The organism is Sporomusa intestinalis, from assembly GCF_055383785.1.
This window is the reverse complement of the sequence record NZ_AP042390.1, coordinates 4,250,085-4,274,405: the sequence shown is the minus strand read 5'-3', so window position 1 is coordinate 4,274,405 and position 24,321 is coordinate 4,250,085. Positions and strand designations below refer to the sequence as shown.

The following is a 24,321-nucleotide window of genomic DNA, read 5'->3' as shown; positions in this document are numbered from 1 at the left end:
CGCTGGTTACCGATTTTTTGTTGTTGGTCAGGATACAATAGCTCTCATTTCCTTTAATATTTAGAATTAAGTTGAATTTCTAAATATTCAATCTAACATGGAGGGACGTATGAAAAAACAGCAATGGCGGCAATCCCGGCAAGCTTGTGGTTACCGGCGAGGGTTAGCCGGCAGGCCCTGGCGGTTAGGGAACCGCCGGCAATGTATTCTATGCGGGAGAGGAGTGAACTAGGTGGGGAAAGCCAATATACCTGTCAACACCAAAGCCGGCGCCAGCACGAGCGTTATCGAGGAATGGGGCAGACGTTACGGTCTTATTGCCGCCATTTTAGTCGGGCTGGCAATCTGGGGGCTGCCTGCCCCGGCAACAATGACAGTGACGCAGCATAAGCTGCTGGCTGTTTTTGGCGGCGCCGTGGTTGCGTGGATAACCATCGGCGTCAACTTTGCCGTCAGTACCTTTTTTGTTGTGACACTTCTGTATTTCTGGGTCGGTAACCCTGACGGCAAACTGGACAATGCCGGACAGCTTATTCGCAATGCCGAATTTGCTGTTGCCGGTTTTGCCTCTTCCTCCTTGTGGCTGCTGGTTACCGGTTTTGTGTTGTCGATAGCTATGACCCAAGCCGGCGTAGCCAAGCGCTTGGCGCTGCAGATGATGAAAATCCTGGGACGGACACCAACCGGCGCCGTGTATGCGTCGATGCTGGCAAATTTCATTATCGCGCCGCTGACACCCTCCAATACGGCCCGGACAGCCGCTATGCTGCCTATCGTCGATGGGATTGCCGAGGCCTATAAGGCCAAACCGGGGCAGAGCAATTTTGGCAGGGCCCTTATGCTGGCCACTACCTTTACCTCGAATATTACCGGTTCGGCCTTTCTGACCGGCACGATCCCCAACCCGGTTGCCGTCGGCATGATTGCGGCTGCGGCCGGGGTCTCTGTTTACACGACCTGGAGCTACTGGGCTTTGGCCGCTTTGCCGACAAACCTTGTTATTCTGGCCATTACCGGCTGGCTGTTGCTCAGGCTGTATCCGCCTGAGGTAAAGGCCCTGCCCGGGGGAGCGGACTATATAAAACAGGAGCTGGCGGCTATGGGACCGATGTCTGTCCGCGAAAAGAAGGCCGTGCTGTACTTTGTCCTGGCGCTTGTTCTGTGGTCAACCGACGCCATCCACAATTTTAATTCCACGATGGTTGCCTTTTTTGTTTCCATGCTGATCTTTACGCCCCGCATCGGCGTGCTTGATTGGAAAGAGACCGAAAAATCGCTGCCCTGGGAACTGTTCGTTTACTTTGGCGGTGTCTTGACCTTAAGTGCCGCTTTGATGAAAACCAGGGCCTTTGAGTGGATTATTAAGGCCTTGCTGGGCGCCATGGGCCTGGAAAGCGTGGCTATGATGCCGCTGCTGCTGCTGTTGCTCGGCTTTAGTATCTTCAGCCATGTTATCTGGTCCACAACGACGGCCATGACCGGAGTTATGATACCTATTTATATCGGCCTGGCAGAAACGCTGGGCTTTGATGTGGTAGCCTTTGTTATGCCGCTGGCCATTATGATGGCGTACGCGCTCTTCCTGCCTTTCAATACCATGGGCAATATCATTATGTTCGGCAAGGGCTACTACACCGTGACGGAGCAGCTTAAAGCCTCAGTTATACTGGGCCTGATCATCTGGGGGTTATGGATTATAACGGCCTTTACCTGGTGGCAATGGATCGGCTTGCTGTAAGCAGGCAAAAACAGTAAGAAGGAAAGAGGGGGCAGATCTTTATGGATTTTCCCAGGCTGGTTAGAATCAGGCAGACTTTTGCCAGACCGCTGGTTGAGGATGGGCCGGGCACGGTTCTGGCCGAACTTGACCGGTTGAACTGCAGGCAGCAGCTGGCGGGTAAACGCATTGGCATCACGGCGGGGAGCCGCGGCATCCGGCATATCGCCGTCTTTCTCCGTCAGGTTGCACAATATATCAGGCAGCAGGGAGGCGAGCCCTTTTTGCTGGCGGCCATGGGCAGCCATGGCGGCGGTACGGCGGCAGGGCAACAGGAGGTCCTTGACAGCTTAGGCCTTACGGCCGCAACGATCGGCGCTGAGGTTGTCGCCTGTGCAGCGTGTGAGATCATCGGCCATACCCGGGCGGGGATTCCTGCCTATGTCTTACAATCGGCCCTGCAGCTTGACGGCATATTCGTAGTGAACCGGGTAAAAACCCACACCTCCTTCAAAGGAAAAGTGGAGAGCGGCCTGGTTAAAATGCTGGTTGTGGGCCTGGGCGGCCCGCAGGGGGCCAAGCAGTTTCACGGGTTTGGCAGTGAGGAATTGCCGCGGCTGCTTGGAGAAATTGGTGAGGTCATCCTGGCCAAGCTCCCCATCCTGGGCGGGCTGGCAATCATTGAAAACGCTTATGAGGAAACCGCCTTAATTAAAAGTGTGGCCAGGACCGCGTTTATCCAGGAAGAAAGTGAGCTTTTATCCTATTCAAAATCGCTGATGCCGTCGCTGCCGGTTGCGGATATTGACATCCTGATTATCGGGCAAATGGGCAAAAATTTCAGCGGCACAGGCATTGATACCAATATCATAGGCCGCAGCCGGATTCAGGGGGTGCCTGAGCCTTTGCTGCCGGCGGTCAAGCGAATTGTGGTGCTGGATTTATCGGCAGAATCCCACGGCAACGCGACCGGGATCGGATTGGCCGATTTTGTGACCCAAAGACTGGTTGACAAGATGGATAGGCAGGCCACTTATCTTAATTGCCTTACCAGTACATTTGTAATGCGGGCAGTTACCCCTATCCATTATGAGGATGACCGCAAGCTGCTGGCGGCCGTGCAGCATAGTCTGAGCAGTATTCCGCCGGAGAAACTACGGGTGGTTGTTATTCCTAATACCCTGTTTTTGACAGAATGCCTGGTGTCGGCAGTCGTAGCCCAAGACCTGTACGCACGGGAAGAAATAGCAATTGTTGAGGACGCAGAGGAATTACCATTTGACTCACAAAACCGCCTGCTGTTACCCTTCCACTAGCTGCAGTTGGCAGCCCGTCAGCCTGCCTTGACCGCAGGCCCAAGGTGCGGAGGCCATGAGCAAATCAATATTGCCACCCTGCCGATTAGGTTTTAAAATACCAAAGGTATTGGCTGTTTTGGCACGTTGCAGCACGATTGTTTGTGATACAATAATGAAGTAAATCTCATGGGCAGGGGGGCGGCGCTGTGAATCAGGGTTTAATGGAAGTTGTCATCAAAAATATTGCCGTGCTTGGTGTGGCCGCCTACCTTACCACTCAGCTGCCGCCTTTTCGCAGGGCGCTGAATCAATCGCATTACCGCTGGCAGGATAAGGTTATTCTGATTTTGGTTTTCGGTTTTTTTTCCGCAATCGGGAATTATCTGGGGATGCCTGTTTTAGGGTCCCTTGCCAACACCCGGATTGTGGGGGTTGTGGTCGGCGGGCTGCTGGGCGGACCGATTGTCGGGTTGGGGGCGGGCATTATTGGGGCTGTTCCCCGGTATTTTATGGGTGGCTTTACAATGCTGCCGGCAGTTGCCGCCAATGTTCTGGTCGGTTATCTCAGCGGATTAATATACTCCCGCTACGGCGCCCGCAAGATCGGGGTTGGCAAAGCATTAGCGACTGGTTTTGGGGCTGAGGTCATACTCAAACTAATAGTACTTGGTTTTTCCACTTCCTTTGCGGCCGCCTGGGAATTGGAGCGAGTGATCGCCATTCCGACTACGATAGCCAATAGTCTGGGTGTTATGCTGTTCGTTTATATTGTGCGCGATGTTTACCAGGAGCAGGACAAAGTTCAGGCCAGGGCTGCCCAGCAGGCCATGCGTGTCATTCAGAAGACAAGCAGTATGCTGCGGCCGGGATTGACGCTGGAGTCTGCCCGGCGCATTGCCGAAACTATCCACGCGGAAATAGGGGCTGATGCCGTCGCCGTAACCGATACGGATAAGATTCTGGCTTTCATAGGCAAGGGAGACGATCACCATATTGTAGGTCAGCCCTTTATTACCAAGGCTACTAAGCAGGCTTTACAGTCCCGGCAGACGATTATTACCAATAACAGGGAAGAAATCGGCTGTCCCTATAATGCTTGTCCCTTGAGCGCAGTAATCGATGCCCCGCTGATCATTAATAATCGCTTTCAGGGAAGCATTAAGGTCTATAAGACCGGCAACAGGATGATTCTGCCGTATGAGGCCGAACTGGTGCAGGGGATAGCTGATTTTTTAAGCCTGCAGTTATTGCAGTCCGAACTGGAAGTGCAGGCCGTACTGTTGTCCCAGGCCGAGTATAACTCGTTACGGGCCCAGATCCATCCTCATTTTATTTTTAATATTTTAGGCGCCATAAGTGCGACCACCCGGACAGACCCGGAAAAAGCGAGACTATTGATAAAAAATTTGTCACATATGATCAGGCAGCATATAAAACCGGGTAAAGAACTGAATACAGTAGCAGAAGAGCTGGACTTTATCGATAATTATATCTATTTAGAACAAGTCCGTTTTGGTGATCGCATTCAGATCGTTAAGGTTATTGACCCGGAGACCTACAGCCGCATTATCCCTGTTTTTTCAATTCAGGTGCTGGTGGAAAACGCAGTTAAACACGGTCTGTCCCCAAAAAGAGACGGCGGTATTATTGAGATTCGTATTTGGCAAGATAATACGATGCTCTATATTCAAGTGCAGGATAATGGCGTTGGTATTCCCAGGGAGCGATTAATAAGTTTTGACAAGCTTACGGCTGATTCTCAATTATCCGAAGGGATTGGCATTGGCCTCAGCAATGTTCATGCCCGCATTCAACGCCTGTTTGGCAGGGAGTTCGGCCTAGCAATAGAGAGTAATAAGGATGAGGGCACTTGCGTGCTTATCCGGGTACCTTTACAGGAGGCGGTGATGTCAGATGTCAAGGCTGAAGGATGTAAAGATTATTATTGCGGACGATGAGCAATTGATGGCTGATGAATTACAAACTTTGTTGCTTGAGGCGTATCCGGACCTGCAGGTGGCAGGCCGGGCCCAGGACGGGGAAGCAGCGTTGCTGCTGGTTAAGAAGCATAGGCCGGATATTGCTTTTTTGGATATTCAGATGCCGGGGCTGACAGGACTGGAAGTAGCTGCAAGGCTGATTGCCTGCGAAGAGCCGCCGGCCGTGGTTTTTACCACTGCTTATGACGAATATGCCTTACAGGCCTTTGCGGTAAATGCCATGGATTATATTCTCAAACCTTATGATGAAGCAGACATTCTGCGGGTTATGGGAAAGTTTGAAAAAATGATTGCCGGATCAAGCGTAAAGACCAAGGCCTTTGCCAATAAGGAATTTTCAAAGTCAGGCCCTGCTCGTAAGTTTTCTGTGGAAAAGGGCGACCGGATGGAAATTATCGATAGTGACAAAATTGAGATGGTTTATGCTAAAGACCGGCTTGTATACATCAAGACCTGTGATGGCGGGATTTACCGGACAAAACTGACTTTGCAGGATTTTGCAGCAAAATTGCCGGCAGACCGGTTTTTCCGCTGTCATCGGAATTATATTGTCAATGTGAATCAGATAAAAGAGATTGCGACCTGGTTTAATAAAGGCTATATACTTATCCTGCAAAAAAATGGGGCAGGCAAAAGCCAGGAAGTGCCGGTAGGCCGGGCGTATGCTACCCGGTTAAAAGATTATATTGAACTATAAGAGTTAAACCGCCGTAGTGGCGGTTTTTTCTTGTCCTGTGTATAGGTTGCTGGTCGCTGATTTTTCGCTGCTGGTCAATATGCGCTAGCTTCCTGATTTGCAAGAAAATTAAAATTTAATTGAGTATTAAAATAATTTATTGGTTGGGAGGGGAAGTATGAGTAAGCGGAAATGGATGTGTCTGCTGTTAGCCTTTGTCTGTTTAGGCGGAATTGTCTGGCTGACACCGGAGCTTACAGGTCTCAGCCTGGCGGGAAAAAAGTCAATGGGTGTGGCTGTTTTTGCCATTATTGTGTGGGTTTCCCAGGCGCTTGATGATGCTATCAGCGGCCTTGTCATTGTGTTTTTACTGGCAGCTCTGGGGGCCACCAAGCTGGGAGAAGCCTTTGGCGGCTATGCCAATACCGCGGTCTGGCTCATTGTTATCGGCTTTATTATGGCTGGGTGCATGGAGAAAGCGGGGTTATCCAAAAGAATTGCATTGCTGCTGGTCAACTCGGCCCAAGGTTCAGCCATAAAGGTGTATTGGGCGGTTGCACTCGTTATGCTGCTTACAAGCTTTTTGGTGCCTTCGATTACTGCCCGGACGCTGCTAATGCTGCCGATCATTGTTGGTATCGGCCAGGCTTTTGGTGCCAAACCGGGAGAAAGCAATATTGTTAAGGCTTTGCTGTTTATTGTCGCCATGAGCGGTACTATGATGAGTATCGGCATTCTAACCGCTCATGTTGGCAACCCCATTACCGTCGGTTTAATTGAGGCCGCCACCAGGCAAACCGTTTCCTGGGCAGAGTGGTTCAAAATTGGTGCTCCGCCTGCTTTCCTGCTGGCGGGAATATCTGTTTTCCTGCTCCAGAAAATGTGGGCTCCGGAAATCAACAACCTGGGTCAAGGCCAGGAGTATGTGCGCAGGGAACTTGCTTCCCTGGGCAGCCTTTCCCGCCAGGAAAAGTACACGCTGGCAGTGTTCTTAGTTACCCTGGCTTTATGGGCTACAGACTCGATGCACAAAGTAAATGTCGTGTTGGTAGGTATAGTAGCTGTTGTCTTATTGTTGTGGCCCGGTGCGGGGATTATGGCCTGGAAAGAGGCGCAACAAAAAGTACCCTGGAATATTTTTGTTCTCTACGGAGCCGGTTTATCTATGGGAACGGCACTTGTAACCTCCGGGGCCGCTAAATGGATGGCCGGTACTATGCTCGGGCCGATTGGCACCAGGCCTCATGCTGTACAAATGATCATTCTTATCTGGCTTGTGACAGCACTGCAGATATTTTTTACCGGCGGCGGCCCGAAAACTACTGCGCTCACCCCGATTGTGATTGCCCATGCGGCAGCCATTGGTGCCAATCCCCTGCCGTTTGCGCTCATTATGGGAATGAACATGCAGCACCAGTATCTGCTCCCGGTAAGTAATATGCCAAATGCTATTGCTATTGGCACCGGTCATATAACCTCAGGCGAGATCATTAAAACCGGTGCGGTGATGAGTATTATTGCGGCAGCATTTATGAGCGTTATGGTACTAACCTATTGGCAATGGCTGGGGGTAGTACAATAGGAGGAGGTTGGAATTATGAGTGATTTATCCGCAAGAATACGGAGCAAGGCGCTGCAGGCGAAAATCATGGCGGCGGAACAAGCGGCGTCGCTTATTACGCCGGGCATGAATATCGGGACAAGCGGGTTTACCCCCTCGGGCTATCCCAAGGCCGTACCCTTGGCTTTGGCTAGGCGCATCCAGCAGGAGGGATTCAAAGTAAATCTGTGGACAGGCGCCTCGGTGGGCAAGGAGCTTGATGCTGCTTTGGCCCAGGTGGGCGGCATTGCAAAACGGTTGCCTTATCAGACCAATCCTGTTACCAGACAGGCAATCAATAACGGCGGCATGCAATATACCGACCTGCATTTAAGCCATGTGGCGCAAATGGCCCGCTGCGGCTTTCTGGGCGGCAAGGTCGATATTGCTATAATTGAAGCCTGTGCCATTACGGAAGAGGGCCATGTTATTCCCACAACCTCGGTTGGCAACGCCGCTGCTTTTGTCCGGTTGGCAGACAAAGTAATCATCGAAGTAAATCTGACGCAGCCGTTGGCGCTGGCAGGAATGCATGACATTCTGACGCCCGGCGATCCGCCGCACCGGGAAGTGCTGCCGCTTGTCAATGTGGCCGACAGGATTGGGGTACCGTATATTCCCTGCCCGGAGGATAAAATAGCCGGCATTGTCTTAAGTGACATACCTGATGATGTTCGCCCGCTGGCCGAGATGGATGCCGATGCTAAGGCCATGACCGGACACCTTATTGGCTTTCTCCAGGGCGAAATCAAGGCAGGCAGACTGCCTGCCAGCCTGTTGCCGCTGCAGTCCGGGGTCGGGTCTGTCGCCAATGCGGTTATTACCGGGCTGGTGAACTCGGACTTCTCCGATCTCACGGTGTACACTGAAGTCATCCAGGATGGTATGCTGGATTTAATTGATGCCGGGAAGCTTGCTTTTGCCTCCGGTACGGCGCTTACGCCATCACCGCAGGGGTTAAAACGGTTTTATGCCAATATTGACAAATACAGGGACAAAATTGTCCTGCGGCCGCAAGAGATAGCCAATAGCCCGGAAATAGTGCGGCGCCTGGGGGTCATTGCTATGAACACAGCCATTGAGTTTGACATTTATGGCCATGTTAACTCCACTCATGTCATGGGCAGTAAAATTATGAACGGTATTGGCGGTTCCGGTGACTTTGCCCGCAATGGCTACCTCACCTTCTTTTTCAGCAGCTCTGTCGCCAGAAACGGGGCCATATCCTGTATTGTTCCCATGTGTTCCCATGTGGATCACACGGAACATGATGTAGATGTGTTTATAACCGAGCAGGGGGTGGCCGACATCCGCGGGCTAAGCCCCAAAGAGCGGGCCCGGAAAATTATCAGCCACTGTGCCCATCCCGGCTACCGGCCCCGCTTGCTTGATTATCTTGCCAGAGCTGAGAAGACGACCGGCGGGGCGCATACACCGCATATCCTGGCCGAAGCCTTGTCCTGGCATTGCCGGTTCATGGAAACCGGGACAATGAAATTCTGATTGGGAAAGTACTGCCAAGCAAGCGGAAGTCTGTTTATTGCCGGCAAAGGGCCTGTTTTTGGCACAGGCCCTTTGCTTTATTTCTTGTTTGCCTTACCTTTTAACTAGTATAGACGTTTTAACGACTAAACTTTTTGAATTTTTAAACGATATAAATAGTAAGTACCTATAACGGCATACTTGTCGAAAGGCAAGGACGCAAAGCCATGGGTCTAAAGGCGGTACGCCTATGATTGCCAGGCTGCAATTCGGTTTTAAATCGATAATGACAGGCCTGCCATGGACAGGTCTGTCATTATCGATTTATTTGCGTGCCACGCTGCCCGCGCTGATCCATTCGTTTTGCAGATTGCATTAAGGCACGGCAAACCGGAGACGCAGGGGCTGAATAACGGAAGGGGGTCTGGGAAAAGGGCAGGGGTTTTACCAATAATATATGGCGATGATCAAAGAGTGCATATATGCTAAAGATCACTGACCACACGAATGGAGATGTTGAATATGAAAAGTATTAAGGCAAAGCTTGCGGCCATTGTTATCGCTTTATTTATGATCGCTCTGGGGGTGCTGGCAGGGCTTAACTACTGGCAATCCCAAAAAATGCTGACCCGGGGTATTGAGAATGAACTTGCCCTTACGGCCCAGACCAATGGGGAAGCAGTCGGCATGTGGCTTGAGGGGCATAAAAAGGAACTGGAGGCAATCGCCCGGTCACCCATTATGATTGATGGCAGCCGTGACAGCCGGGTGGCTTACATTAGCGCGGAAATCAACAATAACAAGCTGTATGAAAATATTTTTTGGACTGATGCCGACGGCAACTACGTCGACACCCGCGGTGTAGCCGGCAACTCAACCAACCGGCCCTATTTTGCCAGTGCGATTGCAGGCAATACTTTTATTACTGATCCAATTATATCGCCAACAAGCGGCAAGCTGGTGGTCGTCGTCGCCACCCCGATCAAAACGGCTGGCCGCGTTGTCGGGATTTTAGCGGGGGCCATCAATATTGAAGAAGTGGAAAAACGCATTCTTGCTATAAAGGTTGCCCAAACCGGCTATGCCTACGTTTTGCGGACAGATGGCACGATTATTGTTCATCCTAATCATGAGCTAGTAAACAAAATGAATATTAACAATGATCCACATGCAACCCCGCCGTTACAGGCGGCAGTGGCCAAGATGCTGCAAGGCGAAAAGGGGATCGCCGGCTACCACTATGAGGGAATAGAAAAATACCTGGCTTACGCGCCCATTACAGGAACCTCCTGGTCCATCGGCGTGACTGTACCGGCGGCTGAGGCCAGAGCGCAGCTGCAAACCTTTGCCTGGATTTCATTGCTTACGATTGTCATAGTGCTTATTGCCGCTATTTTCGTTATCCTGATCACCGCTGCGCGCATTGCCAGACCGGTGCAAATACTGGAAGGAATGGCTAACTGTATTGCCGGCGGCGATCTCAGCATAACGAATATTAATATACATTCCCAGGATGAACTGGGGCGTTTGGCAAGGGCCTTTGAAATCATGGTCGATAATCTGCGCCAGCTTGTCCGCAAAATTGATACCTCGTCCGAACTGGTTGCTACCTCAGCCGAGGAACTAACTGCCAGCGCGCACCAGTCGTCGCAGGCTGCCAATCAGGTAGCCGGTTCCATTGCCGGTGTTTCTAAGCGGACAGAAGAACAACTGACGGTGGCGGATACTACTTCCACTGTCGTACAACAGCTGTCAGATAATATTCAGCAAATCGCCATGCATGTGAATCAGGTGGCGGAGCAATCAGCCCGGGCCAGGGAAAAGGCGGATGAAGGCAATCAATCGGTTGCAGCAGCAGTTAAACAAATGGCGCATATTGAACAGACGGTGAATAGTTCAGCCGGTGTTGTCGCCAATTTAGGGGAACGCTCGAAAGAGATCGGGCAGATTGTGGATACTATTGCCGGTATTGCCGGACAAACCAACCTGCTGGCGCTTAATGCCGCTATTGAAGCGGCGCGGGCCGGCGAACAGGGACGGGGGTTTGCCGTGGTAGCGGAAGAAGTCCGTAAATTAGCGGAGCAATCGCAGGAAGCAGCAAAAAAGATCGCCGGCTTGATTAGTGAAATTCAGGCTGACACCAATAAAGCCGTAACCGCCATGGAGGAAGGAACACGCGAAGTAAAGCTGGGCGCAGCCGTAGTTAACACCTCCGGCCGGACCTTTGCGGACATTACCGCCCTTGTTGCCCAGGTATCAGGACAAATCGGGGAAATCTCTGCCGCCATCAGGCAAATGGCTGATGGCAGCCAACAGATTGTCGGTTCGGTCCGGCAAATGGATGACTTGAGTAAGAAAACCGCCGGTGAGGCGCAGACGGTGGCGGCAGCGACCGAGGAACAATCGGCAGCCATGGAGGAAATTGCAGCCTCAAGCCAGGTATTGGCTAAACTGGCGATGGACCTCAGAGAAGCTGTTAATAAATTCGTTGTGTAGCTTACTATTCCGGTCAGATGCCCCCCTCTTCTACAATTATCTGTAAAAGCATATATAAAATTGAGGAGGGGTTGCATGGTTAGCAGACAGGCGAGGGTCGCGCGGTGGAAAACTATTCTGGTTTGCCTGGTTTTTCTTGCCTACCTGGCCGCGGCCAGGCCGGCAGGAGAAGAAACAACCCTGCCGCGGCCGGACTCCACCGGCGCCGCCAACTATTACGAGATGAAACCCAATCCCTATTACCTGTCCCTGGGCGTCAAGGGCTATCAACAAACAACCGACTATACCTGCGGTCCGGCGGCGGTCATGTCACTGTTGCACTGGTATCAGCTATTAAGTGACGCAGAAATGAACCATGACACGGAAATGCGGCTTGCCCGGGAGATGGGGACCGGCGGCCTGGGCCATGAAAACCCCGGTACTCCCCCTCAGCTGATAGAAGCGTGGTTGAAGAACAACGGGTTTGAGGTGACCCTCGGATATGACGGAACCCTGGAAATGCTGCGGGAAAACCTGGCGCGGGGCATTCCCACCCTGGTGGAGTGGATCGACTGGGGCGGCCACTGGGTGGTCGTCACCGGTTACTATGCCGCCTCCGAATCACCGGCCCCGGGCGTTGATTCCATCTTCTTTGCCGACCCGGCTGTCCAGTGGACGACCGACAACAACCCCGACGGCATCTCTTCCTTTAATGCCTGGCGGTTTCGGGACATGTGGTTTGATGCCAAGTATTTAGATCCGGGCAAGTTAGTAAACAATGTGTATATTATTGCTGTCCCCCGGCGGCAGTAAGCAAAACACCCAGTCTGACAAGCAGGCTGGGTGTTTTGATAAAAGATAATGTGGTCAAGACACTAGGGCCGGCCCGGCACCGGCTTGGGGACTAGCGGGCGTTCAGGCCTGACCAGCAGCCAGGCGAACATGCCAATAATGGCAAAGGCGGAAGTGGTCATGATTGCCGCTTGCCAGCCGTAATGAGTGGCTATCCAGGCGGTCAGCAGGGGCGCTGCCACGCCGCCAAGGTTGCCCCAGAAGTTCATCCAGCCGGAAACCGAGCCGGAAAACCGGCCGCCAAGATCAATACAGGCCGCCCAGCCGGCATTGAAGGTCAAGCCCAGCGAGCCCAGCGACAGGGTCAGCCAGAACACATTCATTACCGGGGTTGTGGCAATTGCCCCCAGGTACAGGCACACACAGCAAAGGGCAAGGCCCACTACCCCGGACAGGGTCCGGACCTTATACTTGGATGCGCCGGCCATAATCAGCTTATCGCTTAAATAGCCGGTGGCAAAGGTAACAAGACAGAGTGCGGCCCAGGGGAAAGACGCGGCAATGCCCATTTTCTGCAGGGAGAAATTTTGCGCTTCCATGAGATAAAGCGGCAGCCAGGCTAAAAACACATACATAATATAATCGGTTATGAAAAACTGGATGCCAATAGCCCAGAACTGGGGCGCCGAGAGAAAGCCGCGCCAGGGGGCCAGTTCCTTCCGGGGCTGGGCAGCCTCGGGGTTATTCCCCTCAATGTGGGCCACTTCGGCCGCGTTGACAAATCTATTATGACGGGGTGATTCGGTAGCAAAATAATACCAGGCGGCAGCTAAAACAATACCGGCCAGGCCGAAAATAACAAAGACCGAACGCCAGCCGAAGGCCAGCATGAGGGCGACAGTTGCCGCCGGGCCGACGACCGGGCCAAAAAATACCCCGCCTAGTAAAAACGATGCCCCGCGGGCTTTTTCATTGGCGTTGAACCAGCGGTAGATGAAGCGGCTGAAGGAGGGGGCCAGCGGTCCCTCACCGATGCCGAAGAGTGTACGGACGACAGCGAACATGGGCAGGCTGTTGCAGGCCGCCGTCAGAGCCGTAAAAACCGACCAAAAGGTGGCGGCCCCTGCAATGACCAGCCGGTGGCCGAACAGTTCGGACATAATGCCGCCTGGTATCTGCATGAGTGAATAACCGACAAAGAATACGGTCTGCAGCAGGCCGATATCCATTTTGCTGAACCCGAATTCCTTCATAATCTCCGGCGTTGCTACCGATAGATTGACGCGGTCCATATAAGAGATGAAACTGATAAGGAACATAAGGATTGCCAGAAACCAGCGAAACTGAGTAGCTTTTGTGTTCATAATGACCTCCTGCAAAATAAGAATGCTAAAAACCGGGAATATTGCCGGACCCGGGACAATAAAAAAATCCCTTATCCCCTAAATAAATCTAAGGGGCAAGAGATTAATCCCGCGGTACCACCCTCATTAACCGTCTGTGTGAACAGCGGTTTTCTCGTCAGGTCAAACAACCCTAAGCAAATAACGGTTGCGCTCGTTGGAGCCGAGTCCGGCGCAGCTTACTTGGCCGCTACGTGCTGGCCGTTGGGCTTTGCAGTTCAGGAGTGATTGGACTTTACCGGTTTGTTACTGACTCGCACCATCCGTCAGTTCTCTGCTACGCTGCGGCAAGCTTGTCTCCCTCATCACTTTTACTGGTTATTTCCAATTGTAAACTTGTAAACCTTTACTATCCAGTATAGTCATCGCCGGATTATCCGTCAAGTAATTTTTTAAGTATAGAAGAGGGAAATGGGGACACACCTGCGCCCCCCGCGCCCGGCGGCGTTTTTCCCTGGCCGGCATGTCCGCCCATGGGGAATTGCTGACCCAGGCCAAGAATAAATTCAGCAGCAACCGGAAACAAGTGGCTGCCATTCAGAAGCAATATAAAGCCAACGACTACTGGCTTAAGCCGGGTTCCTCCTGGAGTCGTTTTTTGTAGAATTTAAGAAAAAATTAACTTATTTTAGCAGGATTTTGCTAAAAGGTTTCGAACATAGTTAAAAAGATAACATACATGACTGTATGCCTTGCTACTAAGTTAACATGTTGGCAAACTTATCGAAAGATAGGGACGCAAAGCCGTGGGTCTACAAGCTGTTTGCGCTCAAGACTGCCAGGTTGCAATCTGCATCCTGGCAGTCTTTACATTGTGCCGCCGCCGCATTTGCCAATTGACGGCCAGTAAGAGCTTTGCCAGGATGAAATAATAAAAATTAAGTTATGGAAAGGACAGGTTGCTATGAAAATTACAAGTATCAGAACCCGGCTCCTGCTCGTCTTACTGCCGTTTTTCATGCTGACGTTCGGATTATTGCTGGGGGTGAATTATTACCTGGCCGAAGAAGCCCTGACAACAAGCATTGATGAAAACGCAATGGGAATCGGCAGCGATTATTCTAACCGGATCGAGTCCTATGTACAGGGGGCGGCCATGCAGCTGGAGGCTTTTTCAACCAACAAAGCCTTATATAATCCGGCCGACAGGCAGCAATTGCAGGCGGCCCTGCAGGATTGCGCCAAACGCCTGGGGAATTTGGAGAATGTAACCTACATTGCCCCCGACGGTGCCGCCCTGCGCCCGGACGGCTCGACTACCCAGCTGGGCGAACGGGAATATTTTAAGCAGGTTGTGGCTACCAAAAAAACGGTGGTTTCCGATGTGCTGGTTTCCAGGACCACCGGCAAAATCGCTGTGAATGTGGCTGTACCGCTGCTGCATAACGAGCAGCTTACAGGCGTATTAACCGGTACTGTTTCGCTGGCGAAACTGACTGAACTGATTGCCGATATGCAGTTTCTGGCTACCGGCTACGGGGCAATTGCCGATAAAACCGGCAAACTTATTATTCATCCCAAGCTGCCGGAGCTTGTCGGTAAAATAAACTTCACCGAAAAAAAGCTGGACCCGGCGCTCAACACCAAAGAAGCCGAGCTTGACGACCATGTTATCGGCCTGTTTACAACGGCTGCCGAAACCGGCAAGCCTGTGCGGGGAACCTATAAATTTGTTGACGGTGTTACCCGAATCGGTGTTTTTACACCCATCCAGCTAACGGGCGGACAACAGTGGATTTTGATTGTAACCGCGCCGGAGGCCGAAGCCATGCAGGCCATGACTGCCTTCACTTATGCCATGCTGAGCGGCTCCCTGTTTTGTCTTATTTTAGCCGCCTTGTTCATAATCCTGCTCAGTCAAAGGCTGGCGAAGCCAATTACGCTGATCCGGGACGAATGCCTGCTGCTGGCCCGGGGCGATCTGCGTGAGCAGCAGGCCCGCGTCGCTAGCCAGGATGAAATAGGGCAGTTGGCGCAGGGGTTCCAGCAAATGCGCAGCAGCTTGCGGACCCTGGTAACCAGTGTTCTTTCCCAGTCCGAAGCACTGGCCGCTTCCAGTGAAGAGTTGACGGCCAGTGCGCACCAGTCGGCCGATGCCGCTAATCAGGTCGCCGGTTCGATTACCGAAATTGCCCAGGCGGCCGAAAACCAGGTCGCGGTTGTACGCGAGATCACGGCCCAGTCCCAGGCAATGGCCGGCCAGGTAAATCAGATCTCCCAGGCGACCCGGGAGCTGTCGCATATTGCGGAAGACACGACAGAAGCTGCCAGACAGGGCCGCCAGTCTGTGGATCAGGCTGTAGGCCAGATGCATGAAATCGGCAAAAACACAGACACTACCCAGGCCACGATTGGCGAATTAACGCAAAGCTCCCAGGAGATCAGAGAAATTGTTACCCTTATCGCCTCCATTGCCGGCCAGACCGATTTGCTGGCTTTAAATGCGGCGATCGAAGCGGCGCGGGCGGGCGAACAGGGCCGGGGCTTTGCCGTTGTGGCGGAAGAGGTCCGGAAACTAGCCGAACAGTCCAATCAGGCTGCCAATAAGATTAGTCAATTAATCGAAAAAAATGAGTCCAATCTGAATGAGGTTGTTGTTATTACCCAAAACGGTGCCAGCGGCATTCAAACCGGTATCGCCCTTGTCAATAATACTGGTGACAGCTTTAATCATATCGCCGATTCCATTCTGGCCATTGCCAACCAGGTCCAGGAGGTGGCAGCCGCTGTCAGCCGGATAAATGCCAGTAATGCCACCCTGCTGCAGTCCATTCAGGAAATTGACACTGCCAGTGCCCGGACGGCGGCTGAAGCGCAGAACGTTTCGGCCGCTACTGAAGAGCAGTCGGCCGCAATGCAGCAGATTGCCGCCTCCAGCCAAAGCCTGGCCGTATTGGCTGCCGATCTACAGGCCGGGATCGCGAAATTTCGGTTATAGGAGTGTGTAATTATGGACAAAAAATATCTGTTCCTTTGTTATCCCCAGTGCACAACCTGCCAAAAGGCAAAAAAATGGCTTGATGCCCAGGGGCTTACCTATGAACAGCGGAATATCAAGGACCACAACCCAACCGCAGCCGAGTTGAATAACTGGTGGCAGAAAAGCCAGGTTCCGGTCCGCAAACTGTTTAATACCAGCGGCAGTTTATACAAATCTCTGGCCCTCAAGGACAAACTGGCCGCCATGTCGGAAGCGGAGCAGCTGGCTTTGCTGGCAACCGACGGCATGCTGGTGAAACGCCCGCTGCTGATTAGCGGCGATAAGGTGTTAGTCGGGTTTAAAGAGCCTGAATGGGAGGCGCTCCTTTAGTAATCGCCTACAGCTTGCCTGAACGGATAATGGCGTACAGGAGCCAGCCAAACAGAACCATGGCAATGCCGAAGCCGATTTCCACAACCGGCACCTTCCATAACAGGGAATATTGCCCGGCAATACTCAAACTGATGATAATACTGGACATAATCAGGCTGAAGGCCAGGAGAACCACGCTGAAGGACAAGCGGTTGCTGATACGGTCCTGGGCTTTCAGGATCTGTTCGATCTCAGGCAATGCTATCTCCACCTGCAGGCGGCCGCGTCTGACAATGGCTCTTAGCTCATGGTAATGCTGAGGAAACTGAAAAAAGATCTCACTAAAGTCATTCAGGTTCCTCAGCCAGGTTCTGGCCAGGTTTTTAGGATGCAGGCGCTCTCGCAGCAGCTGCCGGCCGAAGGGTTCGGCAATATCCAGAATGCTTAGGTTGGGATCAAGTTTTTCCACAACCCCCTCCATGGTCAGCAAGGCTTTGCCGACTAATACCAAATCGGCCGGGATTTTAATTTTATGCTTGCGGGCAACGGCAAAAATGCTGCTGACTGCCTCTCCCAGACTGACCTTGCTTAAAGGCACCCCATAATATTTTTCCCTTAACAACTCAATATCTTCCCGCAGCTGCCGCCTGTTGACCTGATCGGGCACCGTCCCCATCCGGAAAATGGCATTGGTCAATTCATCCGCATTCTGACGCATCAAGCCGATAACCACAGACGACAAATTATATTTCATTTCCGCGCTGAGGCGGCCCACCATGCCAAAGTCCAGAAACGCAATGACTTCTCCCGGCAATACCACAACATTGCCGGGATGCGGATCGCCATGGAAGAAGCCTTCCATAAAAATCTGCTGCAAGATCCCTTTGGCAAACCGTTCGGCCAAGAGGGAGAGCTGATAACCCTGCTGCGCCAGCAGGTCCCTGTTGCTGATTTTTATGCCTTCGATATATTCTGCAGTCAGCACCTTGGGCGTCGAATACGGCCAGTATACGCGGGGGATGCAAATCAGGTCGTTATGTAGAAATTGTTTGGCAATTTTTTCGGCATTGCGGGCTTCGCTTGTATAATCAAGCTCCAGCAGGAGTGATTTTGAAAATTCATCAATCATATCTACCAGCTGGTAGGATCTTGCCCAGAGAAACCGGCGTTCAGCCAGATTGGCCAGTTCGTACAGAATTTCCAAATCAGTTTCTATAGCGGCGGCAATATGGGGGCGCTGAATTTTTACGGCCACAGTCTCACCACTGGTGAGCACGGCCTTATGGACCTGGCCGATAGAAGCGGCTGCCAGCGGCTCCGGCGCAAACTGCAAAAATATTTCTTCCAGCTTTCCCCCCAGCTCCGCCTCCAGCACCGAGCGGACTCCGGCCAGGGGGAAGCCGGCTACTTTATCCTGCAGTTTCTCCAGCTCATCAATAAGATCCCGGGGCAGCAGATCCGGCCGCGTGCTGGCAATCTGGCCCAGCTTGACATAAGTGGGACCTAATTGCTGCAGCACCAGCCGGATCCGTTCACTCATACCGCCGGTGGCGATGACCGGACGCACGCGCTGGTAATAGGGGATTTTCTGAATGAGCCCGATTTCTTCGACAATGTAGTCAAAGCCCTGGCTGAAAAGGGCGGCAGCAATCTCACGGTAGCGGTTGATATGGCGTACTTTCTTTTTAAACATAGCTATCCCGGCTCCTGTTGTGACAAATCGGTATTTTGTCAATATCCCCGCGAATGACTGCTCATATACCCGGTTATTATCGAAAAAATCCAATTTCTGCCTTGTAAGATAAGCAAATACGTGTTAAAATATAAACAATTTAAGAGACTTGGTCAATGAAGACCTCCCCGGGCTTGTAGCCGGGGAGGTTTATTTTTGCCCGCACCGTAAGGGGTAATTTTTTTCGGGCTAAGAGCAGCATTGGCCAGCGCTTGGGCCGCAGGCCGGGCATGGCAGGAGCGATTGTTATGAAAGTACCGGATACAGATTTAAAGCAAGAGATTGCCCGGATTAATAATCAGGTCAATCTTTCCCTGTTTGGGACAGGCCTGCGGAAGCAGCGGGTAACCCTTGTGGAAGACAAGATTATTATTACCGCCGATCATAAGCGTATTCCGGCCTTGGCTGCTCTTGACCAGCAGGACCGGATGTCCTCCCGCATTGCCGATGTGGCGATATTAGACGAGTATAAACGCCGTTTAAAGCAGGAACTGATTGAGCAAATCGAGCTGCCTGTCCTCTGTGTCCTGAAAGATTATGCGCCTGGCTATGAACTGGCTGTAACCTTTATTTTGCTTGCGGACAGGCGTTAAGTACAAGTGGAAACAGCCTGATTAAAAAATATATTTGGGGATGGTCGTAGGAACTCTGCAGGAGAGCCGAAAGCTACCGCTTTGTGTAATGCCGCCGGCTGCGTAAAACATGCGCAGCCGGTGGCAGGACATTGCGGTAGCTTTTTTTTATATACAAGGAGGTTGGACAACATTATCAGAGTAAGCAATGTTTTGGCGGCACTGGATCAAATTACCGGCGGCCGCTGTGTTAAGAACCTGGCAGATATTTTCAGCGGCACGAATCAATTCGTCATCATGAAATCCTCCCATATCCCCGGCAAAGAATGCATGGAGCTGCCGGGACTGGTGTGCGGCAATTTAGCAGCGCCGGTAAAGAAGCTGGCTGTGACTATGACCCTGACCGAGTGCAACATTGAATTGGCCGGGGCAACCGGTGTTGATGCCATTATTGCTCATCATCCGGTGGTGGATGCCGCCAATTCGGGCGGCGTCAACATGCGCGGCTATTTAGACCTGTATGGGCTGGCGGTTTTTGAACTGCATGAGGCTTTCCACGGATTGCATCCCGGTATCGCCTATATCCATGGGCACCAGGCTTTCCGGGTGGATATCGCTTACGGCAATACCCCCGGCAATATTGTTTATGTCGGCAGGGCACTGGCGGAGGTGCCAACTATCGGCGCTATTTTAGACAGGCTTAATGAATTTATGGGCATGGATGAGGAGCAAAAAATGCTGCTGACAGAAAAAAATGTGCGCGATTGCAGTGAAATCTGTGAAACCAATGTGGCCACAGGCGGTCAGCTGCTTGTCGGCAGGCGGGAAAACAAGGTGGGGACTATTATCCATATCTTTCCTCATACCGGTTTTACCGCCCGGCATCTTGTGCAGATAAAGCAAGAGCATCCGGCAGCAGATACGGTCATCGCCTCCATCAGCCGGGTGCGGCCGGAAAGCGAGTTAGTTAAAACGGCGGCAGAGTTAGGCCTTAATTTTGTCATTGGCAATTCTCATGCCATGGAAATGCTGGAGAACGGGCTGCCGTTGGCTGCTGCCCTGCAAAAACTGCTGCCGGCGGTGGAGGTTGTCCTGTTTCGCGAACGGATTACTTCTACCCCTTTCTATAAGGTGGGCACCACGGCGATCAGGAATTACGCGGAGTATATTGCCCGTGAGTACCTGGTTAATAAAGAAAGGAGGTCTGAGTAACCCGGAACATGGTTACGCTATCAAACCTGTAATATTAGGAGGATAAGACAATGGCAACAATAACAGACCGTTTAGGTAATCTTCCCCTGGGTAGTTTCCATTACCGCCTTTTACTGTTAATGGGGTCAGGGATTGCTTTTGAGGCCCTGGACACCGGACTTATTGCCTTCGTGCTGGCAAAAATGATTGGGTCCTGGAACCTGTCGCCGGCCCAGATTGGCTTTATCAGCAGCGCCGGCTTGTTAGGCATGGCGGTTGGCGCCATTTTGTCAGGCACGCTGGCCGACCGGGTCGGGCGGAAAAAAATTTTTGTCGCCACCTTAGGCATCTATGCCATTGGCACCGGCTTATGCGGCCTGGCCTGGAATTATGAATCTCTGCTGGCTTTCCGTTTCCTGGTTGGCGCTGGCGTCGGCGGCCAGCCGCCGGTGGCCAATGCCTTAATGAGTGAATATGCGCCGGTAAAGCACCGCGGGAAAATGCTGGTGCTGCAAAATAGCAGCTGGGCTGTTGGCTGGCTGCTGGCAGCGGTGCTTTCTTATCTGGTTATTCCTAAATACGGCTGGCAGCTTGCTTTTTATATCGGCGCCCTGCCGGCGCTGGTGGTGGTTTATGTCTGGCGGGTACTGCCTGAATCGGCCATGTACCTTGTCAGCAAGGGATTGCATACCGAAGCCCATATCCTTGTTGCCAAAATCGAGCGGGAATTGGGTGTGCCGGTGGGCGAACCGTCGCCGGTGCCCTGCCTGGCGGCAGGCACCGCAAAAAAGTTCGGCTTTATGGACCTCTGGTCCCCGTTATATCGCCGCCGCACCATTTGTCTGTGGGTTCTCTGGTTTGGCATGGTATATTCGTATTATGGCATATTTACCTGGCTGCCTTCGCTGCTGGTGCAAAGCGGGCATACGCTCATCCGTTCGTTTGAATTTCTGTTATATATGACATTGGCACAAATTCCCGGTTATTTTGCCGCCGCCTACTTTGTGGATAAGGTTGGCCGCAAGGCGACCATGGGGACCTTATTGGCAGTTTGCGCCTTAGCGGCTTTTATGTTTGGCCAGGCCACCTCGGCCGGCAGCATCATCTTCTGGGGCTGTGTGATGTCCTTTTGCAACTTAGGGGCCTGGGGAATAACCCATGCCTATTCAGCCGAGCAATATCCCACCCAGGCGCGGGCTACCGGTGTGGGCTGGGCCGCAGCCTGCGGCCGGACTGGCGGCATTATCGCCCCGATTGTTGTAGGCGCGCTGATGACCGGCTCCGACCAGTATGGCACCGTGTTTATGATGTTTACGATCGTGCTGGCCATTATTGCCTGCGATATTATTGTTCTGGGTAAGGAAACCATGAATAAATCCCTGGACGAACTGACAGAAAAACAGCCTGCTCCCTCGCTGGCGCTGGCTGGTACCGGTGTCACGGGGGATGAGGCCAAGGGCTGACCTTTTAGAGGCCGCCGGCTGCAACTGACCGGCAGGCCGGGATCAAGGATAATATCAGTGGTAATTTTAAATAATATGGCAGAGAGACTGTTCTTGCCTGATAAGTTGCTTAAGTTTGCGGGCAAGTGAAAGCGGAGGAGGGGTCCAATGAGCAAGAAAGTAGTAATTGCCGGGGGCGGCTGGTCCGGTGCCGCCGCTGCCCTGGCAGCCAGGAAAGCCGGGTGCGAGGTTGAGTTGTTTGAGCGGGCCGATATGCTGCTGGGCACTGGCCTGGTGGGCGGGATTATGCGCAACAATGGCCGGTTTACCGCGACCGAAGAGTGTATCGCTATGGGCGGCGGTGAGCTGTTTCAAATCTGTGATGCCCATTCCCGGCATAAAAACATCTCCTTTCCCGGGCACAACCATGTCAGCCTTTATGATGTAGCCTTAATTGAACCGGCGGTCCGCCAGGCCTTGCAGGCCGCCGGTGTAACCCTTCATCTTCAAACCCGGATCAACGATGCTGTCCTGGCCGGCGCTAACATCACCGGCGTGGCTGCCAGCCGGCTGCACGGGGAAGCGATTGAGGCGGAGGGCGATGCGTTTGTGGATGCCTCAGGCACTGCCGGTCCGCAGGGCAATTGCATGAAATATGGCAATGGCTGTGTCATGTGCATCTATCGCTGTCCGACCTTTGGTCCCCGTTTCAGCATTGCCGCCAAGGCGGGGGTCGAGGAAATAATTGGTGAGAAGGAGGATGGCACCTTTGGGGCGATGAGCGGCTCCTGCAAGCTGCATAAAGATTCCCTCGCGCCTGCAGTCCGGGAACAGCTTGACCGGACCGGCGTCTGTGTGATCGCTGTGCCGCCGCGCCTGCAAAAAAGCATGGCATCCCTTGGGCAAAAGGCATGCCAGCAATACGCCCTGCGGGAATTTGCCGAAAATATCATTCTGCTTGATACGGGTCATGCCAAACTGATGTCAGCCTACTATCCGCTTGACGTGCTGCGGCAAATACCCGGCTGTGCCAACGCCCGGTTTGAAGATCCCTATGCCGGCGGCATTGGCAATTCCATGCGTTACTTCGGCATGCTGCCCCGGGACAATACGCTGCAAGTGCAAGGGCTGGACAATGTTTTTTGTGCCGGCGAAAAGTCCGGACTGCTGGTAGGCCATACCGAGGCCATTGTCACCGGCACCCTGGCCGGACATAATGCAGCCAGGGTGGCGCTGGGCAAAAGGCCAATTGAAATTTCCCCAGAACTGGCCTGCGGGGATGCCATTGCCCACGTGAATGAACAGATGCAGACTCCGTCCGGGCTGACTAAAAAATACACCTTTTCCGGCTCTGTGTATTTTGAGCGTATGAAAAAGAAAAATCTTTACCTTACCGATGTGGAAGCGATCCGGAACAAAGTAAGCCAAACCAATATGAAGGGAATTTTTGCTTAACAGGCAAAACTGAGTTCCCTAGCGCAAGCCCCAGAACAACAGGGCTGGAAAAAGCTATGAGGGCCCCTGGGCCGGCCGCCGCCAAAAGCGCGGCTTTTTTTTATCTAACTGTGGCCAGGTTTGTGGTAAAATGGAGGAAGAAACATACAATGCCTAATGAATGCCACAACTTAAAAAACGGGTAAGGGGTAATGAAATGATAAGAAAATTTGCAGAGATTATCCAGACCGCCCAGGCCAAAGGTCCCAAAACAATCGCCGTTGCCGTAGCGCAGGACCCGGAAGTGCTGCTTGCCGTGCAACAGGCCAAAGAACTGGGGATTGCCGATGCCATATTGGTGGGAAATGAGGAGCAAATCCGGCAAATTGCCCGGGACCATCATATCCGGAGCGAAGATTTCACCATTGTTGATCAGGCCGATAAAACGGCAGCCTGCCGGACAGCCGTACAGCTTGTGGCCCGGGGCGAAGCCCAGGTTGTTATGAAAGGCCTGGTGGATACGGCCGTAATCCTGAAAGCGGTCCTTGACAAGGACATCGGCCTGCGGACAGACAATGTCCTGTCCCATGTGGCGGTAGCCGAAATCAGCGGCTATGACCGGCTGTTCTACATTACCGATGCCGCCATGAATATTAACCCTGATGTGCTGATTAAAAAGCAAATTATTGAAAATGCGGTGCAGGTGGCCCGGGCGCTGGGCAATGACCACCCGCAGGTAGCCTGTGTCTGTGCCGTGGAGAAAACAAACACCAAGATGCAGGCCACGCTGGATGCCGCTGCGCTGGTAGCAATGAACGAAACCGGCGCCTTAACAGGCTGCACGGTTGCCGGCCCCTTGGCGCTGGACAATGCCGTATCGGTGGCAGCGGCCCGGCATAAGGGGATTGTCAATCCGGTGGCCGGTCAGGCCGACATCTTGTTAATGCCGTTTATAGAAGCAGGCAATGTATTGTATAAATCCATTGTGTTCTTTGCCAGAGGCAATATAGCGGGGATTGTCGTTGGGGCCAAAGCCCCGGTTGTCCTTACCTCGCGGGCCGATTCCGATATTGCCAAACTAAACTCCATCGCCATCGGCATCCTGCTGGCCTGCCATTCTTCCGGACCGGCCGGACAAAGCGCTGGGCAGCCCTGCTGACTTGCATTCACGGCTCTGTTTATTGTATGATAATGAGATATGATAGTTACCATCCA

The 24,321-nt window shown here is 52.5% G+C and carries 18 protein-coding genes and 2 riboswitches; of the genes, 16 read left to right on the top strand and 2 right to left on the bottom strand.

The window, feature by feature from the left end; translation table 11 throughout:
• The first annotated feature begins 232 nt into the window (after positions 1–232).
• From ACZ481_RS19875 to ACZ481_RS19840, 8 genes are all read left to right on the top strand, one after another.
• Positions 233–1,738: an SLC13 family permease gene (locus ACZ481_RS19875; protein WP_464767075.1), complete on the top strand. Its 1,506-nt coding sequence runs from the start codon at positions 233–235 to the stop codon at positions 1,736–1,738.
• Positions 1,739–1,779: 41 nt separating this feature from the next.
• Positions 1,780–3,033 (top strand): nickel pincer cofactor-dependent isomerase, group 22, encoded by a 1,254-nt coding sequence (locus ACZ481_RS19870; RefSeq protein ID WP_464767074.1) that lies wholly within the window; start codon positions 1,780–1,782, stop codon positions 3,031–3,033.
• 188 nt (positions 3,034–3,221) lie between these two features.
• Positions 3,222–4,973, top strand: coding sequence for a LytS/YhcK type 5TM receptor domain-containing protein (locus ACZ481_RS19865; protein WP_464767073.1), 1,752 nt, complete (start codon positions 3,222–3,224; stop codon positions 4,971–4,973).
• Entirely contained in the window at positions 4,930–5,712 is a 783-nt protein-coding gene (locus ACZ481_RS19860) for a LytR/AlgR family response regulator transcription factor (RefSeq protein ID WP_464767072.1), read from the top strand. The genes ACZ481_RS19865 and ACZ481_RS19860 overlap by 44 nt, the downstream gene beginning before the upstream one ends.
• A 157-nt stretch (positions 5,713–5,869) precedes the next feature.
• Positions 5,870–7,273, top strand: a complete 1,404-nt coding sequence (locus ACZ481_RS19855; RefSeq protein ID WP_464767071.1) for an SLC13 family permease — start codon at positions 5,870–5,872, stop codon at positions 7,271–7,273.
• A gap of 15 nt (positions 7,274–7,288) precedes the next feature.
• Positions 7,289–8,794: an acetyl-CoA hydrolase/transferase family protein gene (locus tag ACZ481_RS19850; RefSeq protein ID WP_464767070.1), complete on the top strand. Its 1,506-nt coding sequence runs from the start codon at positions 7,289–7,291 to the stop codon at positions 8,792–8,794.
• A gap of 163 nt (positions 8,795–8,957) precedes the next feature.
• Positions 8,958–9,043: riboswitch (cyclic di-GMP riboswitch) on the top strand.
• 252 nt (positions 9,044–9,295) lie between these two features.
• Entirely contained in the window at positions 9,296–11,269 is a 1,974-nt protein-coding gene (locus ACZ481_RS19845; protein ID WP_464767069.1) for a methyl-accepting chemotaxis protein, read from the top strand.
• A 75-nt stretch (positions 11,270–11,344) separates the two neighbouring features.
• Entirely contained in the window at positions 11,345–12,061 is a 717-nt protein-coding gene (locus tag ACZ481_RS19840) for a peptidase C39 family protein (RefSeq protein WP_464767068.1), read from the top strand.
• A 62-nt stretch (positions 12,062–12,123) separates the two neighbouring features.
• Here ACZ481_RS19840 and ACZ481_RS19835 read toward each other — a convergent pair whose 3' ends face one another.
• Positions 12,124–13,404, bottom strand: coding sequence for an MFS transporter (locus ACZ481_RS19835; RefSeq protein ID WP_464767067.1), 1,281 nt, complete (start codon positions 13,402–13,404; stop codon positions 12,124–12,126).
• Between the two features lie 502 nt (positions 13,405–13,906).
• Between ACZ481_RS19835 and ACZ481_RS19830 the strand changes: the two genes are divergently transcribed.
• The 3 genes from ACZ481_RS19830 to ACZ481_RS19820 all read left to right on the top strand — a co-directional run bounded on the left by ACZ481_RS19830 (position 13,907) and on the right by ACZ481_RS19820 (position 16,753).
• Positions 13,907–14,047, top strand: coding sequence for a hypothetical protein (locus tag ACZ481_RS19830; protein WP_464767066.1), 141 nt, complete (start codon positions 13,907–13,909; stop codon positions 14,045–14,047).
• A 99-nt stretch (positions 14,048–14,146) separates the two neighbouring features.
• A riboswitch (cyclic di-GMP riboswitch) is annotated at positions 14,147–14,234 on the top strand.
• A 113-nt stretch (positions 14,235–14,347) separates the two neighbouring features.
• Positions 14,348–16,381, top strand: a complete 2,034-nt coding sequence (locus ACZ481_RS19825) for a methyl-accepting chemotaxis protein (RefSeq protein ID WP_464767065.1) — start codon at positions 14,348–14,350, stop codon at positions 16,379–16,381.
• A 12-nt stretch (positions 16,382–16,393) separates the two neighbouring features.
• On the top strand, positions 16,394–16,753 hold the full coding sequence (locus ACZ481_RS19820; protein ID WP_464767064.1) for an arsenate reductase family protein: 360 nt from the start codon (positions 16,394–16,396) through the stop codon (positions 16,751–16,753).
• A 7-nt stretch (positions 16,754–16,760) separates the two neighbouring features.
• Here ACZ481_RS19820 and ACZ481_RS19815 read toward each other — a convergent pair whose 3' ends face one another.
• Positions 16,761–18,428, bottom strand: coding sequence for an ABC1 kinase family protein (locus tag ACZ481_RS19815; RefSeq protein WP_464767063.1), 1,668 nt, complete (start codon positions 18,426–18,428; stop codon positions 16,761–16,763).
• A gap of 287 nt (positions 18,429–18,715) precedes the next feature.
• On the opposite strand from ACZ481_RS19815, the gene ACZ481_RS19810 reads away from it, so the two are divergent.
• From ACZ481_RS19810 to ACZ481_RS19790, 5 genes are all read left to right on the top strand, one after another.
• Positions 18,716–19,060, top strand: coding sequence for a hypothetical protein (locus ACZ481_RS19810; protein ID WP_464767062.1), 345 nt, complete (start codon positions 18,716–18,718; stop codon positions 19,058–19,060).
• A gap of 162 nt (positions 19,061–19,222) precedes the next feature.
• Positions 19,223–20,251, top strand: a complete 1,029-nt coding sequence (locus tag ACZ481_RS19805; protein ID WP_464767061.1) for a Nif3-like dinuclear metal center hexameric protein — start codon at positions 19,223–19,225, stop codon at positions 20,249–20,251.
• Positions 20,252–20,301: 50 nt separating this feature from the next.
• Entirely contained in the window at positions 20,302–21,693 is a 1,392-nt protein-coding gene (locus ACZ481_RS19800; protein WP_464767060.1) for an MFS transporter, read from the top strand.
• Positions 21,694–21,840: 147 nt separating this feature from the next.
• Complete coding sequence (locus tag ACZ481_RS19795) at positions 21,841–23,127, top strand: FAD-dependent oxidoreductase (protein ID WP_464767059.1); 1,287 nt, start codon at positions 21,841–21,843, stop codon at positions 23,125–23,127.
• Positions 23,128–23,323: 196 nt separating this feature from the next.
• Complete coding sequence (locus ACZ481_RS19790; RefSeq protein ID WP_464767058.1) at positions 23,324–24,265, top strand: phosphate butyryltransferase; 942 nt, start codon at positions 23,324–23,326, stop codon at positions 24,263–24,265.
• The last annotated feature ends 56 nt before the right edge of the window (positions 24,266–24,321 follow it).

Excerpts from the sequence above, each read along its gene's own strand:
- ACZ481_RS19870 (WP_464767074.1), top strand. The coding sequence starts at position 1,780 with ATGGATTTTCCCAGGCTGGTTAGAATCAGGCAGACTTTTGCCAGACCG.
- ACZ481_RS19860 (WP_464767072.1), top strand. The coding sequence starts at position 4,930 with ATGTCAAGGCTGAAGGATGTAAAGATTATTATTGCGGACGATGAGCAA.
- ACZ481_RS19855 (WP_464767071.1), top strand. The coding sequence starts at position 5,870 with ATGAGTAAGCGGAAATGGATGTGTCTGCTGTTAGCCTTTGTCTGTTTA.
- ACZ481_RS19850 (WP_464767070.1), top strand. The coding sequence starts at position 7,289 with ATGAGTGATTTATCCGCAAGAATACGGAGCAAGGCGCTGCAGGCGAAA.
- ACZ481_RS19845 (WP_464767069.1), top strand. The coding sequence starts at position 9,296 with ATGAAAAGTATTAAGGCAAAGCTTGCGGCCATTGTTATCGCTTTATTT.
- ACZ481_RS19840 (WP_464767068.1), top strand. The coding sequence starts at position 11,345 with ATGGTTAGCAGACAGGCGAGGGTCGCGCGGTGGAAAACTATTCTGGTT.
- ACZ481_RS19835 (WP_464767067.1), bottom strand. The coding sequence starts at position 13,404 with ATGAACACAAAAGCTACTCAGTTTCGCTGGTTTCTGGCAATCCTTATG.
- ACZ481_RS19830 (WP_464767066.1), top strand. The coding sequence starts at position 13,907 with ATGTCCGCCCATGGGGAATTGCTGACCCAGGCCAAGAATAAATTCAGC.
- ACZ481_RS19825 (WP_464767065.1), top strand. The coding sequence starts at position 14,348 with ATGAAAATTACAAGTATCAGAACCCGGCTCCTGCTCGTCTTACTGCCG.
- ACZ481_RS19820 (WP_464767064.1), top strand. The coding sequence starts at position 16,394 with ATGGACAAAAAATATCTGTTCCTTTGTTATCCCCAGTGCACAACCTGC.
- ACZ481_RS19815 (WP_464767063.1), bottom strand. The coding sequence starts at position 18,428 with ATGTTTAAAAAGAAAGTACGCCATATCAACCGCTACCGTGAGATTGCT.
- ACZ481_RS19810 (WP_464767062.1), top strand. The coding sequence starts at position 18,716 with ATGAAAGTACCGGATACAGATTTAAAGCAAGAGATTGCCCGGATTAAT.
- ACZ481_RS19800 (WP_464767060.1), top strand. The coding sequence starts at position 20,302 with ATGGCAACAATAACAGACCGTTTAGGTAATCTTCCCCTGGGTAGTTTC.
- ACZ481_RS19795 (WP_464767059.1), top strand. The coding sequence starts at position 21,841 with ATGAGCAAGAAAGTAGTAATTGCCGGGGGCGGCTGGTCCGGTGCCGCC.
- ACZ481_RS19790 (WP_464767058.1), top strand. The coding sequence starts at position 23,324 with ATGATAAGAAAATTTGCAGAGATTATCCAGACCGCCCAGGCCAAAGGT.